This window comes from Mesorhizobium sp. B4-1-3 (assembly GCF_006439355.1).
GTDB lineage: Bacteria > Pseudomonadota > Alphaproteobacteria > Rhizobiales > Rhizobiaceae > Mesorhizobium.
In genome coordinates this window covers 593,279-609,397 of sequence record NZ_VFTG01000001.1, presented here as the reverse complement: position 1 = coordinate 609,397, position 16,119 = coordinate 593,279, and the positions used below count along the sequence as shown (strand labels likewise).

General features: G+C 64.8%; 12 protein-coding genes. 5 read left to right on the top strand and 7 right to left on the bottom strand.

The genetic code is table 11. The features are described from left to right. Positions 1-190: 190 nt before the first annotated feature. The 5 genes from FJW06_RS02935 to argH all read right to left on the bottom strand — a co-directional run bounded on the left by FJW06_RS02935 (position 191) and on the right by argH (position 6,940). Positions 191-2,797 carry a TIGR02302 family protein gene (locus tag FJW06_RS02935; RefSeq protein WP_140747631.1) on the bottom strand — a complete coding sequence of 869 codons (2,607 nt, stop codon included), beginning with the start codon at positions 2,795-2,797 and terminating at the stop codon, positions 191-193. A gap of 113 nt (positions 2,798-2,910) precedes the next feature. After that, positions 2,911-3,852, bottom strand: a complete 942-nt coding sequence (locus FJW06_RS02930; RefSeq protein WP_140747628.1) for a threonine/serine dehydratase — start codon at positions 3,850-3,852, stop codon at positions 2,911-2,913. Between the two features lie 29 nt (positions 3,853-3,881). Continuing rightward, complete coding sequence (lysA, locus tag FJW06_RS02925; RefSeq protein ID WP_140747625.1) at positions 3,882-5,150, bottom strand: diaminopimelate decarboxylase; 1,269 nt, start codon at positions 5,148-5,150, stop codon at positions 3,882-3,884. 54 nt (positions 5,151-5,204) lie between these two features. Further along, positions 5,205-5,411 (bottom strand): lipoprotein, encoded by a 207-nt coding sequence (locus FJW06_RS02920; RefSeq protein ID WP_140747622.1) that lies wholly within the window; start codon positions 5,409-5,411, stop codon positions 5,205-5,207. 128 nt (positions 5,412-5,539) lie between these two features. After that, positions 5,540-6,940 carry an argininosuccinate lyase gene (argH, locus tag FJW06_RS02915; RefSeq protein WP_140747619.1) on the bottom strand — a complete coding sequence of 467 codons (1,401 nt, stop codon included), beginning with the start codon at positions 6,938-6,940 and terminating at the stop codon, positions 5,540-5,542. A gap of 32 nt (positions 6,941-6,972) precedes the next feature. Between argH and FJW06_RS02910 the strand changes: the two genes are divergently transcribed. Continuing rightward, positions 6,973-7,671 carry a TlpA disulfide reductase family protein gene (locus tag FJW06_RS02910; RefSeq protein ID WP_140747616.1) on the top strand — a complete coding sequence of 233 codons (699 nt, stop codon included), beginning with the start codon at positions 6,973-6,975 and terminating at the stop codon, positions 7,669-7,671. 66 nt (positions 7,672-7,737) lie between these two features. Here FJW06_RS02910 and FJW06_RS02905 read toward each other — a convergent pair whose 3' ends face one another. Next, the gene (locus tag FJW06_RS02905) at positions 7,738-10,218 is read right to left on the bottom strand and encodes an EAL domain-containing protein (protein ID WP_140747613.1); all 2,481 of its coding nucleotides are present in this window, start codon (positions 10,216-10,218) and stop codon (positions 7,738-7,740) included. A 164-nt stretch (positions 10,219-10,382) separates the two neighbouring features. Further along, entirely contained in the window at positions 10,383-11,423 is a 1,041-nt protein-coding gene (locus tag FJW06_RS02900) for an endonuclease/exonuclease/phosphatase family protein (RefSeq protein WP_140747610.1), read from the bottom strand. Between the two features lie 251 nt (positions 11,424-11,674). Here FJW06_RS02900 and FJW06_RS02895 point away from each other — a divergent pair, with 251 nt between their 5' ends. The 4 genes from FJW06_RS02895 (at position 11,675) to ugpC (ending at position 16,111) form a co-directional block, all read left to right on the top strand. Then, entirely contained in the window at positions 11,675-13,027 is a 1,353-nt protein-coding gene (locus FJW06_RS02895) for an extracellular solute-binding protein (protein ID WP_140747607.1), read from the top strand. A gap of 165 nt (positions 13,028-13,192) precedes the next feature. Next, a complete protein-coding gene (locus tag FJW06_RS02890) occupies positions 13,193-14,077 on the top strand; it encodes an ABC transporter permease subunit (RefSeq protein ID WP_140747604.1) in 885 nt (294 codons plus the stop codon). 7 nt (positions 14,078-14,084) lie between these two features. Further along, complete coding sequence (locus tag FJW06_RS02885; RefSeq protein WP_140747601.1) at positions 14,085-14,999, top strand: ABC transporter permease subunit; 915 nt, start codon at positions 14,085-14,087, stop codon at positions 14,997-14,999. Between the two features lie 11 nt (positions 15,000-15,010). Beyond that, positions 15,011-16,111 carry a sn-glycerol-3-phosphate ABC transporter ATP-binding protein UgpC gene (ugpC, locus tag FJW06_RS02880; protein WP_140747598.1) on the top strand — a complete coding sequence of 367 codons (1,101 nt, stop codon included), beginning with the start codon at positions 15,011-15,013 and terminating at the stop codon, positions 16,109-16,111. Positions 16,112-16,119: the final 8 nt, after the last annotated feature.

The window sequence follows — 16,119 nt, the reverse complement described above, 5'->3', positions numbered from 1 at the left end:
CTCCAGATTACCGAATCTGGAAACCCATGAATCACACATCACCGCAGAACTGAATCCTGAATGTCGATTGGTCCTAGCGCGGGATGCCGTCCGTTGACTCCTCATCCCGCTCCAACTCTTTGTTCGAGCGGGATATTTTCCGAAAACGGTTCCCACTTTTCGGAATCATGCTCTAAGCGGCGCTCTAAGACTATTTCAGTTCCAGCAGCCTTTCGAGGTAGCTGCGCTCGATATCGGGGCTCAGCGCATTGCCGAGCCGCTTGCGGATCGCGTCGAGGATCTGGCGGGCGCGCTGCACGTCGATCTCGTCGGGAACCTTGACCGAGGTGCCGTCATCCGGTCCGTTGGTGGCGCGCGGCCGTCCGAGCGGATCGCGGTCGGCATTCTGCTCGCGGCCGCCCTGCTCGCTACCGCCCTGGTCGCCCTGCATGGCCTGCATCTGCTTCATCATGTCTTTGGCGCCGCGGCGCAGCGCTTCCAGCGCACGACCCTGGTGGCCGACGGCTTGGTCGCCATCGCCCTGGCCAAGCGACTGCTCGGCGTCGCCCATCGACTTGCCGGCCTCGCCGAAGCCTTCATTGGGCTGCATGCCCATGCCCTCCAGCCCCTTCTTCAGCTGGTTGAGCTCGCTCTGCAACTGGCCCTGGCCTTCCTGCAGCTGCTTCAGCGCATCGGCCAAATCCTTCGGCGACATTTTCGGCCGTCCCAGCGGATCGCGGTCCTGGCCGGGACCTGGCCGTTGCTGGTCATTGGGCTGGCCCTGTTCGCCATCCTCGCCAAGCTGCTGCTGTTCGCCGCCCTCGCCACGCTGCCCGCGCTGCATCTGATCGAGGCGGAAGGTGTCGTTCATCATCTCCTGTTGGCGGCGCATGATATCGCCAAGCTTGTCCATCTGTTGGCGCAGCTCGCTATCCTGCTCGCCGCCCGGCTGCTGGCGGCCGGCCTGCAGGTTGTTCATCATGTCCTGCAGCTCGGAGAGAAGCTGCTGCGCCTTGTCGCGATCGCCGGATTTGGCCAGATTCTCGATCTGATCCATCATACGGTCGATATCGCTCTGGCGCAGCTCGCGGCCGTTCTGCTGCATCTGCGGCGCGTTCGGATTCTGCTGCGCGCGCTGGGCGAATTCCTGCAGGAACTGGTTCATCGCCTCGCGCAGTTCCTTCATCGCCTTCTCGATCTCCTGATCGCTGGCGCCGTTCTTGATGGCGTCCTGCAACGCCTGCTGCGCCTGGCGCAGCCGCCGCTCGGCGGCCGACAGATTGCCTTCCTCGATGCCGAGCGCGATCTCCCACAGATAGGAGACGACATTGCGCAACTGGTCGTCGCTCTCGGAGAGCTTCAGCCGGCTCCGCGCGCTCATGATGGCGAGATAGTTCGACATGTTGTCGAACGTGTCCTCGGGCCGCAGCGTGATCGCGTCCATCAGGTCAAGGACGCGCGGCTTGGCATTGGTGTCGAGCGCCAGCAACCGGCGCTGTTCGATCACCGCGCGGGCCAGCGGATTGGCGAAGGGCCGCTCGGGCATGACAAGCGTTTTGGTTTCGCTGGTCGCGGTGTGGCCGGCATCGTCGGTGACGCTCAGCGTCAGCTTGATGTTGCCGCCGGCCCAGACATGCTCGGTCAGGTCCTTGGTCGTCTTGGCCGCGCTCGCCTTGCCGCCGCGCCGCGGCAGGGTCAGCGGCATGTCGGGCGCGCCATAGAGCGGATGCGCATTCGCGGCTGGTGGGTCGGACAATTCGAAAACGGCCTTGGCGGAGGCCGCGCCGTAATCGTCGTCGATCTGGTAATTGAGCTCCATGGCGCCATTGACGGCGCGCTTCGGCTCGCCGACGAAGCGGATCGTCGGCGGCCTGTCGGGGACGACCGCAAAGGCCCAGTGGCCGAGATCGCTATCGCCGGATTTCAGCGTCAGCGTGCCGTTGGTGTTCAGCTTGCCGGAGAACTGGCGGACGTTTGGCGCCGTCTGGCTGGCGGCAGCGGGCGCGGTCCCTTTGGGTGCCACGGGGGGCGCGGCGGGCTCGATGGCGCGGTCGTTGCCGCCTTGATCGGCATAGCTCAGCGTTTCCTCGCCCGACCCGCCGGTGACGCGCAGCGAAACGTCGCTGCCCTGCGGAACGGAAAAGGTCTGGACGGCCTGGTTGGCATCGGCGGTCAGGAACAGCGGCGCCTTGCCGGTATAGGCGGGCGGCGTCACCCAGGCGTCGATGCGCGGCGGCACAGCATCGTGCGCGGCGCGGGCGACAAAAGCATCGCCGACCCTGCCGCCGAAGGGACCGAAGGAAAAGGCCAAAGCGGTGACGAACAGCAGCCCCGCGACGGCGCGGAGGCCCCAGCGGTCATAATCCGGCACGCCGGTGCGCGGCCGGTCGGCGCCGAGGCTCGAAAGCCGCTCGGCCATGCGCTTCTGATGCTCGCGCCACAACGCCTGCGAGAAGATGCTCTCGGCCCCGCTCGGCCGGTCGGTCTGCGCCTGCACCGGGCTGTGCAGCAATTCGTTCGCCGCCTCGATGCGGCGGTCGATCTCGGCGGCCGACGGCAAGCGGAAGAAGCGCAGCGGATAGAGCGCCGCGACCGACGCCAGCGCGAACAGGATCAGCAGACCGATGCGCGCCGCGTCGGCCAAGCGCGGGAACAGGCCGAACCATGAAAAGCTGAGGAACAGGCTGACGACGATCAACAGCGGCAGCGCGAGCGGCCAGGCGCGCTCGAAGAGTATCGAGGCCCGCGTCGCCAACCGGCTGAGCGCCAGGCGCCCGGCCCGGCCGCGTTCGCCGCTGGAAATGGGTCGTTCGGTCATCGGCCCTTCCTATCCGGGCACGGTAGCCCGGACGTCATCAGCAGAAGGATACCAACAAACACGGCAAAGGCGAGGCGGTTCCAAAAACGTGAAGCCGTTTGGCCGGGTTATGATCAGAAATTGGCCGGATTCGTGTTGGAACCGCAGACCAGGACCGCCACGCGCTCGTCTTGTGAGGGCACATAGCGCCCGGAAAGCATGGCAGCGAAGGCCGCGGCGCCACCCGGCTCGGCGATGATTCGCACGCGGTCCCACAGCGCCTTCTGTGCAGCTATGATGTCGTCGTCGCTGACCAGGATTGAGCGCTCGACGAAGGCTTCGGCGATCGGGAACATCATCTCGCCGACGCGCTTCGGCGCCAGCGAATCGGCGGCAATGCCTTCGGCGGGCGCATCGACCGGCTCTCCGGCCTCCAAGGCGCGGTAAAGCGTCGGCGCGCCCTCGGGCTCGATGGCGATGATGCGGATGCGGCCAGCGAACCATGCGGCGATGCCGCCGATCAGGCCGCCGCCGCCGACGGCGACCAGCAGCGTGTCGATCTCGGGCAAATCGGCTTCGATCTCCAAGCCGAGCGTGCCCTGGCCGAGCAGCGTTTCCTCCTGGTTGAAGGCGTGCACCTGCAAGGCGCCGGTCCTGGCCGCGAAATCCTCGCTGGCGGCCAGCGCCTCGGCATAGCGCGCGCCGCCGACCACCAATTCGGCCCCATAGCCGCGAATGCGCGCGAGCTTCGCCGGTGGGCTGACCTCGGGCACGAAGATGGTCGCCCTGTGGCCGAGCTTCATGGCAGCGTAAGCGACAGCCGCACCATGATTGCCGCCGGAAGCGGCGACCACGCCGGCTTCGGGCACCTGGCGCTCGAGCAGATTGGTGAAGGCGCCGCGCGCCTTGAACGAGCCGGAATGCTGCAGGCATTCGAGCTTCAGGTCTACCGGAAAGGCGGGCCGGCCGAAATCCGCCATGTCGACGCGCATGACCGGCGTATGGCGCACATAGGGACGGATGCGCGGCTCGACTGCGGCGATGCGCTCGCGCGTGATCGTGTTTTTTTCCAGCATGGCTAGCTCCTTAAGGCGCGCCGCCTGGGTTACTTCAGCCAGTCGGGGACCGAATCCAGGCCGATCAGGTCCTCATAGGTCTGGCGCGGCCGTACGACATGGAAGCGGTCGCCGTCGACTAGCACCTCCGGCACTAGAAGCCTGGTGTTGTAGGTGCCGGCCTGCACCGCGCCGTAGGCGCCGGCTGTCGAAACGGCGATCAGGTCGCCGGCCTTCAGCTTCGGCAGGTCGCGGTCCAGGCCGATGAAGTCGCCGGTCTCGCAGACCGGGCCGACGACGTCGACCTTCATGCGCGGCGTGGAGGCGGGCGGCTGCACCACCGGCCTGATGTCGTGGAAGGCGTCATAGAGCGTCGGCCGGATCAGGTCGTTCATAGCAGCGTCGACGATAAGGAAGTTCCTGGCGTCGCCTTCCTTCACATAGATCACCTCGGACACTAGGATGCCGGCATTGCCGACGATCAGCCGGCCAGGCTCGAACATCACCTTGAGGTCAAGCCTGGTGACGTGCTTCCTGACGATCTCGGCATAGGCGTCGGGCAAAGGCGGCGGGCTGTTGTCGACACGGTAGGGAATGCCGAGGCCGCCGCCGAGATCGACATGCTCGATCGCATGTCCGTCGGCGCGCAGCGCGCCGACCAGTTCGACAAGCAGCGCAAAGGCATCGTCGAAGGGCTGCAATTCGGTGATCTGGCTGCCGATATGGGTATCGATGCCGGTCACCTTGATGCCCGGCAGTTGCGCGGCACGGGCATAGACCTGCCGCGCGCGCTGCCAGGGAATGCCGAACTTGTTCTCGGCCTTGCCGGTCGAAATCTTCTTGTGGGTTCTCGCATCGACATCCGGGTTGATGCGCAGCGAGATCGGCGCCACCTTGCCGAGCGCGGTCGCGCGCGCCGACAGCAATTCCAGCTCAGGCTCGGATTCGACGTTGAAGCAAAGGATCTCGGACGAAAGCGCGAAGTCCATCTCGCGGGCCGTCTTGCCGACGCCGGAAAACAGGATCTTGCCGGCGGGGATGCCGGCGGCCAAGGCGCGGCGCAGTTCGCCTTCCGACACCACGTCGGCGCCGGCGCCCTGCTTTGCCAGCGTCCTCAGCACGGCCTGGTTGGAGTTCGCCTTCATGGCATAGCAGACGAGCGAGTCGAGGCCGGCGAAGGCCTCCGTGAAGACCCGGAAATGCCGGGTCAGCGTCGCCGTCGAATAGCAATAGAAGGGCGCGCCGACCGCGGCTGCGATGTCGGGGATCGCGACGTCCTCGGCATGCAGCACGCCGTCGCGGTAATCGAAATGGTTCACGAGGTTCGGTTCCGGTAGTTGGAGTAGGATGAGATCGGATCGATCCCACCGGCTCTAGAGCAGGGGATCGAGGATGAATTTCCTGTCCTTGACCGGTTTTTCCGGCTCGGGCGGCACCGGCTGCTTGGCTTTTTCCGCATCCTTGCGCGCCTGCACCGCTGCCTCGTAGGGCGTGTCGAGGCCGGTCTTCCTGCCGCAGGCCGTGACGGAGACAACCGCCGCCAGCAGCGCCAGCGTCACCAAAATCCTGCTACGGGTCATCGATCCATCCGTTTGAAACTGATTATTGTGCTGCGCTTTTAGCCGAGTTCTCAGCGCTTTGCATCCCGGCATTTGTTTTCATGCATGTCGTTGTCCCAGAACCGCTGCACACTTCTAGGCGACATGCATCAAGCCTTGGCGAGCCGCTTCTTCCAGTAGCGGATCTGCTTACGCACTTCCGACGGCGCGGTGCCGCCGAAGCTCACCCGGCTCTTCACCGAATTCTGCACGGCAAGCACCGAGAAGACGGCGTCGGTGATGCCGGGATGGATCGAGCGCAGATCGTCCAGCGAGAGCTTCTCCAGCGAGACCTTCTTCTCCTCGGCAAGCGCCACGGCGCGGCCGGTGACGTGATGCGCCTCGCGGAAGGGCAGGCCCAGATTGCGCACCAGCCAGTCGGCAAGATCGGTTGCGGTGGCGTGACCGGCGCCTGCGGCCTTCTTCATGGCGGCGGCGTTGACGGTCATGTCGCGCACCATGCCGGCGGTCGCCGCCAGCATCAGGTCGAGCGTCTCGGCGGCGTCGAAGACCGCTTCCTTGTCTTCCTGCATGTCCTTGCCATAGGTCAGCGGCATGCCCTTCATCACGGTCAGCAGGCCGACGAGATGGCCGTTGACGCGGCCGGTCTTGCCGCGCACAAGCTCGGCGGCGTCCGGGTTCTTCTTCTGCGGCATGATCGAGGAGCCGGTGGAGAAGGAATCCGACAGGCGGATGAAGCCGAATTGCGGCGTCGACCAGATGATGATCTCCTCGGCGAGCCTGGAGAGGTGCGTCGCGCAGATCGCGGCAAGGCTCAGGAACTCGAGCGCGAAATCGCGGTCCGAGACGCTGTCCAGCGAATTGCGCGTCGGCTCGCGGAAACCCAGCGCCTTCGCCGTCATATGGCGGTCGATGGAAAAGCTGGTGCCGGCAAGGGCCGCCGCGCCCAGCGGGCTTTCATCCATGCGCTCGATCGCGTCGCGGACGCGCGAGAGGTCGCGGCCGAACATCTCGACATAGGCCATGCAATGGTGGCCGAAGGTCACGGGCTGCGCAGCCTGCATATGGGTGAAGCCAGGCATGACGGTCGCCGCGTGCTCCTCGGCGCGTTCGAGGAACGCGGCGATCAGGTCCTTCAGCGCCAGGGCGACGCGCTGGCATTCCTGCTTGACCCAGAGCCTGAGGTCGACCGCCACCTGGTCGTTGCGCGAGCGCGCGGTGTGCAGGCGACCGGCCGCCGAGCCGATCAGGTCGGCAAGGCGGGCTTCCACATTCATGTGGATGTCTTCCAGCCTGGTCGAGAATTCGAACGTGCCGGCCTCGATCTCTTTCAGGATCGTGTTCAGCCCGTGAGCGATTTTTTCTTGATCGGCCGCCGAAATAATGCCCGTTTCAGCCAACATCTCGCTATGGGCGATCGATCCGCTTATGTCCTGCGCATAGAGCTTGCGATCGAAGCCGATCGACGCGTTGATCGCTTCCATGATCCCGGCCGGACCCGAGGCAAAACGTCCGCCCCACATCTGGTTGCTGGCCTTCTTGTCGCTCATCGCTATAACCCGTGCTCCGGAGCAGTTTTGAAATGGCAGACGGCAATAGGTTCTTTTTTCCGGCTACGCGCCTCGTCCTTGCCGCTTTGGTGGCGGGCGTGCTGGCCGGCGCGGTCGCGGTATATGTCAGCGAGAGCGGTTCTGGCAACAACGCTCCCGAGAAGGTCGCCGCGGCCTCCGGCAAGGGCGACGCCGGGGGGGACGACGCCGCCTGCGCGGCCAAGGCGGCGCGCGCCAAGACCATCGCGGCGAAGGCCGTCGGCCAAGTCGCGGCCCTGCAGCCCGCCGATCCGCCGCAGTCGCTGAAGAGCCTTGCCTTCAACGGTCCCGACGGCAAGCCGACGTCGATCACCGACCATGCCGGCAAGACGGTGCTGCTCAATCTCTGGGCGACATGGTGCGCTCCATGCCGCGCCGAGATGCCGGCGCTCGATGCGCTGCAGAAGGAGAAGGGCGGCAAGGACTTCGAGGTGATTGCGGTCAATGTCGACACCGGCGACGATACCAAGCCGAAGAAGTTCCTCAAGGAGATCGGCGTCGAGACGCTCGGCTTCTACCGCGATCCGACGATCGCGCTGTTCAACGAGGCGAAGACGCGCGGCCTGGCGCTTGGGCTTCCCGTCACCATGCTGATCGACGGCGAAGGCTGCCTGATCGCGCATATGAACGGCCCGGCCGAATGGTCGAGCCCGGACGCCAAGCGGCTGGTGGAAGCGGCGCTCGCGCCGTGATCGTGTAGTCTTTTGCATTGACGCAATTCCGGACGGAAAACCGCTACGCATTTTTCCTGGAATTGCTTAGACTGAACGTGCGGCCGCGGCCGGCTGCACCATCAAGATACTGCCGCCCTGGGCTCTTTCGACCTTGGCGGTTGCCCTGCCGGCATCTTCCTGGACGCCGTCATCGGCCGCCCGAACACCCGTCAGTTCGGCGAAGGCCTCTATCGGGCCGGGCCTGCCCAGAAAATATCCCTGGCCGATGTCGCAGTCCTCGGCGTCGAGGAAGCGCAACTCGTCCAGCGTCTCGACGCCTTCGGCCAGGACCGGCAGGCCGAGGCCGCGCCCCAGGCCGAGCACGGCGCGCACGATGGTCGCGACCTGGCCGTTGCGGTCGACCGACTTGATGAAGGAGCCGTCGATCTTGATCTTGTCGAAGGGGAAGGCGCGCAGGTTGGACAGCGACGAATAGCCGGTGCCGAAATCGTCCATCGCCACGCGTACGCCGAGCGCCTTGATTTGGCGCAAGGTGGCCAGCGCGCGCGGCATGTCCTTCACCAGCGCCGTCTCGGTGATCTCCAGCTCGAGCCTGCTCGCCGCCAGGCCGGTGCGCAGCAGCACCTCATGCACCTTGCGACTGAAATCGAGATTGTGGAGCTGCACCGCCGAGACGTTGACGGCGACCGTCAGCGGGTTCTTCCAGGCCGCGGCTTCCTTGCAGGCCGCCGCCAGCACCCACTCGCCGATCTGGGCGATCGACCCGCCATCCTCGGCCACCGGGATGAACACCGAGGGCGGAACTTCGCCGCGTTCGGGATGCTGCCAGCGCAGCAGGGCTTCGAAGCCGATCATCCTGCCGCTGCTGATTTCCTTCTGCGGCTGGTAGACGAGCCGAAATTCGCCGCGCGCCACGGCCTGGCGCAGGTCCTGCTCCAGGCTGCGCCGGTCGCGCGCCTCCGCGCCCATCGAGGCCTCGAAATAGCGGAAGGTATCCTTGCCTTCGGCCTTCGCGCGATAGAGCGCGGTGTCGGCATGGCTGACCAGCGCCGCCTGTTCGTCGGCGTCGAGCGGGTAAAGCGCGATGCCGATGCTGGTCGACACCATGCCGCCCTGCGACAGCCGGTTTTCCTGGCGCAGCGCCGAAAGCACCGCTTCGGCAATGCGGCCGGCGGCCCGCGGGTCGGGAAGATTGGGGGCGATGATGGCGAATTCGTCGCCGCCGAGCCGGGCCAGCATCTGGCCATGGCGCAGCACGCTGGCGGCGCAGTGGGCCACCTTCTGCAGCACGGCGTCGCCGGCGGCATGGCCATAGAGGTCGTTCACTTCCTTGAACCGGTCGAGGTCGAGCAGCATGAGCGCCAATTGGCCGCCCTTGCCGGCGCTTTTGCCGGCTTCCGCCGACGCGGCGATCTCAGCTTCCAGCCGGGCGGTGAAGCTGCGGCGATTGGCCAGCCCGGTGAGCGGGTCGTAATGCGCGAGCCGCATGATCTCCTGCTCGGCCTTCCTGCGTTCGCGAATATCGCGGACGGCCACGACCAGATGCGGCTTGCCGCAATAGTCGATGCCCCTGGCGATCAGCTCCACCGGTATCCGGTTGTCGTCCCGGCTGCGCAGGTCGGCTTCCTGCGCCCGTCCGCTGCCGGCGGTGAGGGCCGACGCAATCCGTTCGCCGAACAGGTCGTCCAGCGTCATCGTGTTCAGCGTGCCGGCGGCGATGCCACTCAGCGCCGCTATGCTGTCATTGGCGCTGACGATGCGGTTGCCGTCGCAGACGATGAGGCCTTCGACGGCGGCATTGGCAAGGCCATGCATGCGTTCCGCCTCGACCCTGTGGCGACGGAAGCGCAGATCGATCCGCAGCGCCGTGGCCGACAGCACCAGGATGATCAGGCTTGCCGCAGCGGCGGCGAAAGCCTGCGACATCGGCGCTATCGTGAATTTCGAGATCTCGATCGAAGAATCCGGATAGATCGAGACGGCGGCCATGGCGATGAAATGCAACGTGCAGATCGCCAGCGTCAGCATGACGGCGCCGAGAACCGTCGCCAGGGTCGACGGCCAGCGAAGCACCACAAGCAGCGACAGCGCGGCAAGCGCTATGCCCAAGCCAAGCGAGGCGGCAACCAGCAGCTGGTTCCAGACGATCCGGCCTTCGACCTCGAAAGCCGCCATGCCGGTATAGTGCATGGCCGCGATGCCGATGCCGAGCACGGCGCCACCCACGAGATAGTGGTCGATGCCGCCGCGCACGGTCGCGATCCACATGCCGGCGGCCGTCAGAAGAACGGAAACGGCCAGCGAAGCGACCGAAAGCTCGGCGTTGTAGGCGTTGGGTATTCCCGGCGTGAAGGCGATCATGGCGATGAAATGCGTCGCCCAGATGCCGAACCCGGTCGAGGCGGCGGCAATCAGCAGCCAGGCATGACGGTTTCGGCTGGCCGATTGCTCGACGTGACGAAGAAGATTAACGGCGGAAAAAGACGAGATCGCGCAAATGAGCGCGGCCAGTGCCACCAGTCTCAGATCGTGCTCGTTCACGATACAATTATAGACGGTCAACATCTTGCTTCACCTGATCTACCCGCATCAATCAAGGCAATGAGATTGATTAGGACCCGGCGACTGAAGAATCGATTATGTCGCCTGCAACCTGAGCGTGCTTTCCAGGTTGTATTTCTCGAGGCTATGCGGCGGGTCGGCCTGGTCTGGGTTGATCGGGGCGGCCGTCACTTCACCCGCACCTTGACCACCAGCGCCTCGTGGTCGGCACTCGGGCTGCCGTCCGGCAGCACCGCCGGCAGCGTCGCCGGCGCGCTTGCCACGAGGCCGCGGGTAAAGAACCAGTCGATGTGGCCGGCGGGTGTGGCGTCGCCCGCCACGCGCCGCTGGGTCGGCCTGTCGAACGCGTTGGCGTCGCGCCAATCGTAGCCGTGCCCGGCCATGATGCCGAAGAGGGGCTCGTGGCGGTCGGGGCACATCAGCCGGTCCGGTTCGGCGGCAATGCGGGCCTGCCATGCGGCCGGATCGGCGTGACGCTCTTCATAGGTCGCGGTCAGCGTGTTGAAATCGCCGCCGATCAGCACCGGTGCTTCCGCGTCATATCTGTCGATGGCATCGAGCAGGTGGCGCGTCTGGTCGGCGCGGCCGGCGGGATTGGTGCGGTTCTCGAGATGCACCGAAACGACGGTGACCCGGCGGTCACCGACCATCACCTGGCCGCCGAGCGCCATGCGGCCGCCAATCCGGGGCTGGCCGTGCTCCGGCAGGAACCAGGCGCCGGCGGCGTCCAGGCGAACGAGGAAGGGCCGCAGCAGCGGGACGGCGCTGGTTATGGCGTTGCCGTGGAAGCCCTCGATGTTCTCGGCGCCGCCATTTGCCGCCTGCTCGGCCTCATTGCCGGTGCCGAGTTCGAGGAACTCGACGCCATAGGCGTAGGAATGGCCAAGACGATCGGCAAGCCGGCTCAAAAGATGGCCGTTGCCGGAGCGCGCCATGCCCTTGTCGACCTCGGACAGCAGCACGACGTGCGGCGCCTGGCCGGCGATCGTTGCGGCGATAGCATCGACGTGACGCAGCCGTTCGACGTTCCAGGCCATGACGGTGAGGCTCTCGCCGGCGCTCTCGCGCGAAGCCTTGCCGCCGATCTCGATCTCGCCGAGCGCTGGAACGGCGGCCGCGTGGCGCAAATGAGTGGCGCTGTCGCGCTGTCCGTCCCGCATGGCGTTGCGGACGTCGACAGGCACGTGCGTGAGCTGCGGAACCAGCATGTCTCTTCTCATTCAGTTAGTCGGTTAATCAAAGAGGTCTTTTCGCCGCTTGGGCGTGCCCTAGTTCTCTAGAGCGCCGATGTGACGTTTTCATGCCGGCGCGACCGCTGCCAGGGGAGGGGAGACCGGCTGTCCACAGAGGCCGCTTGCCGGTCAAGGGGCCACAACAGAACTGTCACATACCTTCTCTATGAGAGCGGGCAAGGACTTGCGCAAAACCTTGTCACACTGCCATTCAAGAGGGAAAAACCATGACGATCATCAAGCGGGGCTTCGCTGCCCTTGCCGCCGGCGCGCTCAGCACCGCGCTCGCGGTTCCTGCTTTCGCCGAGCCGGTCAAATTCGATTTCTGGTTCGGTCTTTCGGGCGATCTCGCCCGCGTCGTCGACACGCTGTGCAAGAACTTCAACGACTCCCAGAAGGACTACGAGGTCGTCTGCACCAGCCAGGGCAATTACGACGCCACGCTGCAGAACACGATCGCCGCCTTCCGCGCCGGCAAGCAGCCCACCGTCGTTCAGGTCTATGACGTCGGCACCGCCACCATGATGCTGTCGGGCGCCTACAAGCCCGCCGACAAGCTGATGGAGGAGAACGGCTATAAGATCGACTATAGCGATTATTTCCCGGGCATCGCGCGCTATTACGCGACCTCGAAGGGTGAGATGCTGTCCTTCCCGTTCAACTCCTCGACGGCGCTGATGTACTGGAACAAGGACGCCTTCGCCAAGATCGGCAAGACCGAGGCGCCGAAGACCTGGGAAGATGTCGGCGCCGACCTCAAGGCGCTGAAGGACGCCGGCTATGATTGCCCGATGGCGATCAACATCTCGGCCAATGAGAGCTGGCAGCTGATGGAGCAGTTCTCGGCGCTGCACAATCAGCCGATCGCCACCAAGAACAACGGCTATGATGGTCTCGACGCTCGTCTGGAAGTCAACAAGACCAAATTCGTCCAGTACGTCACGGACCTCAAGAAGTGGTATGACGCCGGCCTGATCAAGATCAAGTCGAAGGATCTCGGCCAGGACATGGTGCAGGCCTTCGCCACCGGCACCTGCCAGCTCATCCTGACCTCGGTCGGCGACCACGGCACGGTCGGCCGCACCCAGAAGGAAGGCATGAACTGGGACGTCGCCGAGCTGCCGGTCTATGCCGGCACCGAGCGCAAGAACTCGCTGGTCGGCGGCGCTTCGCTGTGGGTGCTGTCGGGCAAGTCGGATGCCGAATACAAGGGGGCGGCCGCTTTCCTCAACTTCATCCACGATCCCAAGACCGCTTTGTTCTGGTCGACCAACACCGGCTACATCCCCGTGACGAAGTCGGGCTTTGATTTCATGAAGTCCAACGGCTTCTACGACAAGGCGCCGTACAAGGGCCGTGAAGTGGCGATCGAGAGTCTGACCGCGTCGGAGCCGACCGAGATCACCCGCGGGGTCCGGCTCGGCAATTTCACCCAGATCCGCGCCGAATTCGGCACCCAGATGCAGGCGATCTTCGCCAACAAGGTCAGCGTCCAGGAAGGCCTCGACACGCTGGTCAAGAATGGCGACGCCATACTCGAGCGCTTCCAGCAGACCTATCCGGGTAAGACCCTGCCCTGATCCCGGATGTTGGAGCGGCCGCCCGCCGGGAATCGACGGGCGGCCATTTCATATAGTTTTGATTCCGTGCATGTCTTTGTCCCGAACCGGTTTCCACTTTCGGGAGACATGCTCTAGTCTTGCGCCAAGAAAGCGGGCTGGCGGTTCAACGACATCGGCGGATCGATGGAAAAGCGCGTCACTTTCGGCAGATGGACGATCGGCATCCTGTTCGCGGTGCCGCAGCTCATCCTGATCTTCACCTTCTTCTACTGGCCGGCTGGCCAGGCGGTTTACTGGTCGCTGACGCTGCAGCAGCCCTGGGGCGGCGGCAACATCTGGGTCGGGCTCGACAATTTCCGCTCGATCCTCGCCAATGCCGACTACTGGAATTCCATAACCGCCAGCATGATCTTCGCCGGCATCAGCACCGGCCTTGCGATGGTCATCGCTTTGGTGCTCGCTGCCTTGACCGACCGGCAACTCGCCGGCTCATCGCTCTATCGCGTCGTGCTGATCTGGCCCTATGGCATCGCAGCGCCGGCTCTGGCGCTGGCGTTTCGTTTCATCCTGGCGCCGGAGGCCGGCTTCATGGCTGTCGTCAACAAGGTCTGGCCGGGCTTCTGGGACCCAGGCCTGGATGGCGCCGATGCGATGGCCTCGATCATCATCGCCTTTTCCTGGAAATATGTCGGCTACAATTTCATCTTCTTCCTCGCCGCCTTCCAGGCGATCCCGCGCTCGCTGATCGAGGCGGCGGCGATGGACGGCTCCGGCGTCATCCGGCGCTTCTGGGACATCCAGTTCCCGCTGATCACGCCGACGATCTTCTTCCTGCTGGTCATCAACATCACCGAGAGCTTCCAGGACTCCTTTGGCATCGTCGACATCATGACCGCAGGCGGGCCGGCCAACGCCACCAACCTGATGGTCTACAAGATCTACTCCGACGGCTTCAAAGGCCTGGATTATTCGGGCGCCGCCGCGCAGAGCATCATCCTGATGCTCTTGATCATCGCCCTCACCATCGTCCAGTTCCGCTTCATCGAGCGGCGCGTGCATTACCGGTGAGGCGGCCATGGTCGAACGCACCCCGATCCTCAATTTCTTCACGCATCTCATCCTGTTCGCCGGCTTCGTATTCTGCGTGGCGCCGTTCGTCATCGTGGCGATCGCGGCCTCGCACAATCTGAAGGACGTCAACGACGTGCCGATGTCGCTGCTGCCGGGCAGCGATTTCTGGGTCAATATCAAGACGGCGTGGACGACCGCCGATCTCGGCCCGAAGCTCTTCAACTCCTTCATCATGGCGTTCGGCGTCGCCGCCGGCAAAGTGATCGTGTCGGCGCTGACGGCCTTCTCGATCGTCTATTTCCGCTATCCCGGCCGCATGCTGATCTTCTGGCTGATCTTCGTCACGCTGATGCTGCCGCTCGAAGTGCGCATCGTGCCGACCTACGCGGTGGTCGCCAACGTGCTCGATCCCTATCAGACGATCATGGACCTGACGGGGCTTTCCTGGCTGATCCAGAAGATTTCGGGGGTTCAGGTCCAGCTCAGCCTGGGATTGCTCAATTCCTATAGCGGCCTGATCCTGCCGCTGGTCGCCACCGCCACCGGTACCTTCCTTTACCGGCAGTTCTTCCTGACCGTGCCGGACGAATTGACCGAGGCGGCGCGCATGGACGGGGCCGGCGCGCTGCGCTTCTTCGTCGATATCCTTCTGCCGTTGTCGCGCAACAACATGGCGGCGCTCGGCACCATCATGTTCCTGTGGGCCTGGAATCAGTATCTGTGGCCGCTGCTTATCACCACCGACCAGTCGCACGCGATGGCGGTGACAGAGCTGAAGCAGCTCATCCCCAATGTCGGCGGCGCGCCGGAATGGCACATCGCCATGGCCGGCACGCTGATCGTCATGCTGCCGCCGCTGATCGTGGTGGTGCTGATGCAGCGCTGGTTCGTGCGCGGCCTGATCGCCACCGAAAAATAGGAAGACGGGAAATGGCCTCCATCACCATCCGCGGCGTCAAGAAGAACTATGCCAAGACGCAGGTCGTGCACGGGGTCGACCTCGATTTCGCGTCGGGCGAATTCGTCGTCATCCTGGGGCCGTCCGGCTGCGGCAAGTCCACGCTGCTCAGGATGATCGCAGGGCTGGAAGAGATTTCCGCCGGCACGATCGCGATCGACGGCAAGGTGGTCAACAAGCTCGAGCCACGCGAGCGCGGCTGCGCCATGGTGTTCCAGAACTACGCGCTCTACCCCCATATGAGCGTGGCGCAGAACATCGGCTATTCGCTGAAGGTGGCAGGCGTTCCGTCAGCCGAACGCGCCCAGCGCGTCCAGGCGGTGGCGCGCGTCCTGGAGCTGGAGCACCTGCTTGACCGCAAGCCGATGGCGCTCTCCGGGGGCCAGCGCCAGCGCGTCGCGATGGGCCGTGCCATGATCCGCGAACCGAAGGTGTTCCTCTTCGACGAGCCGCTCTCCAACCTCGACGCCAAGCTGCGCGTGCAGATGCGCTCCGAGATCCGCAAGCTGCACCGGCGCCTCAGCGCCACCTCGGTCTTCGTCACGCATGACCAGGTCGAGGCCATGACGCTGGCCGACCGGCTGGTGGTGATGAATGGCGGACGTGTCGAGCAGGTCGGCACGCCGGCCGAAGTCTATAGCCGGCCGGCAAGCCGCTTCGTGGCGACCTTCGTCGGCGCGCCGGCGATGAACATGCTCGAAGGCACTGTCACGCTCGACGGGCTGTCGCTGCTCGGCGACAGCCGCATGCTCAACGTGTCGCGCACGGGCCTTGCCGTGGGCTCGAAGGTTGCGGTCGGCATCCGGCCGGAGGCGGTGCGCATGGTGGCGCCGGGCACGCCCGGAGCGCTCGCGGCGACCGTCGACCTCATCGAGGAATTGGGAGCGGGCCGCGTCATCTATGTCGATCTCGACGGCGCGCCGTTCTCCATCGTGACGTCCGAGATTGTCCATCCCGAACCGGGCAGCACGGTCGGCCTGCAGTTCGCCGAAGCGGACCTGCATTTCTTCTCCTCGGAGACAGGCGGCAGGCTTGACGTGTTCAAGGCTTCGGTGCCGGAACCGGCGCTGTAGGCGATCCT

Coding starts and splice junctions, on each gene's coding strand:
- FJW06_RS02895 (WP_140747607.1), top strand. CDS start 11,675: ATGACGATCATCAAGCGGGGCTTCGCTGCCCTTGCCGCCGGCGCGCTC.
- FJW06_RS02885 (WP_140747601.1), top strand. CDS start 14,085: ATGGTCGAACGCACCCCGATCCTCAATTTCTTCACGCATCTCATCCTG.
- ugpC (WP_140747598.1), top strand. CDS start 15,011: ATGGCCTCCATCACCATCCGCGGCGTCAAGAAGAACTATGCCAAGACG.
- FJW06_RS02930 (WP_140747628.1), bottom strand. CDS start 3,852: ATGCTGGAAAAAAACACGATCACGCGCGAGCGCATCGCCGCAGTCGAG.
- FJW06_RS02935 (WP_140747631.1), bottom strand. CDS start 2,797: ATGACCGAACGACCCATTTCCAGCGGCGAACGCGGCCGGGCCGGGCGC.
- FJW06_RS02890 (WP_140747604.1), top strand. CDS start 13,193: ATGGAAAAGCGCGTCACTTTCGGCAGATGGACGATCGGCATCCTGTTC.
- FJW06_RS02920 (WP_140747622.1), bottom strand. CDS start 5,411: ATGACCCGTAGCAGGATTTTGGTGACGCTGGCGCTGCTGGCGGCGGTT.
- FJW06_RS02905 (WP_140747613.1), bottom strand. CDS start 10,218: ATGTTGACCGTCTATAATTGTATCGTGAACGAGCACGATCTGAGACTG.
- argH (WP_140747619.1), bottom strand. CDS start 6,940: ATGAGCGACAAGAAGGCCAGCAACCAGATGTGGGGCGGACGTTTTGCC.
- FJW06_RS02910 (WP_140747616.1), top strand. CDS start 6,973: ATGGCAGACGGCAATAGGTTCTTTTTTCCGGCTACGCGCCTCGTCCTT.
- FJW06_RS02900 (WP_140747610.1), bottom strand. CDS start 11,423: ATGCTGGTTCCGCAGCTCACGCACGTGCCTGTCGACGTCCGCAACGCC.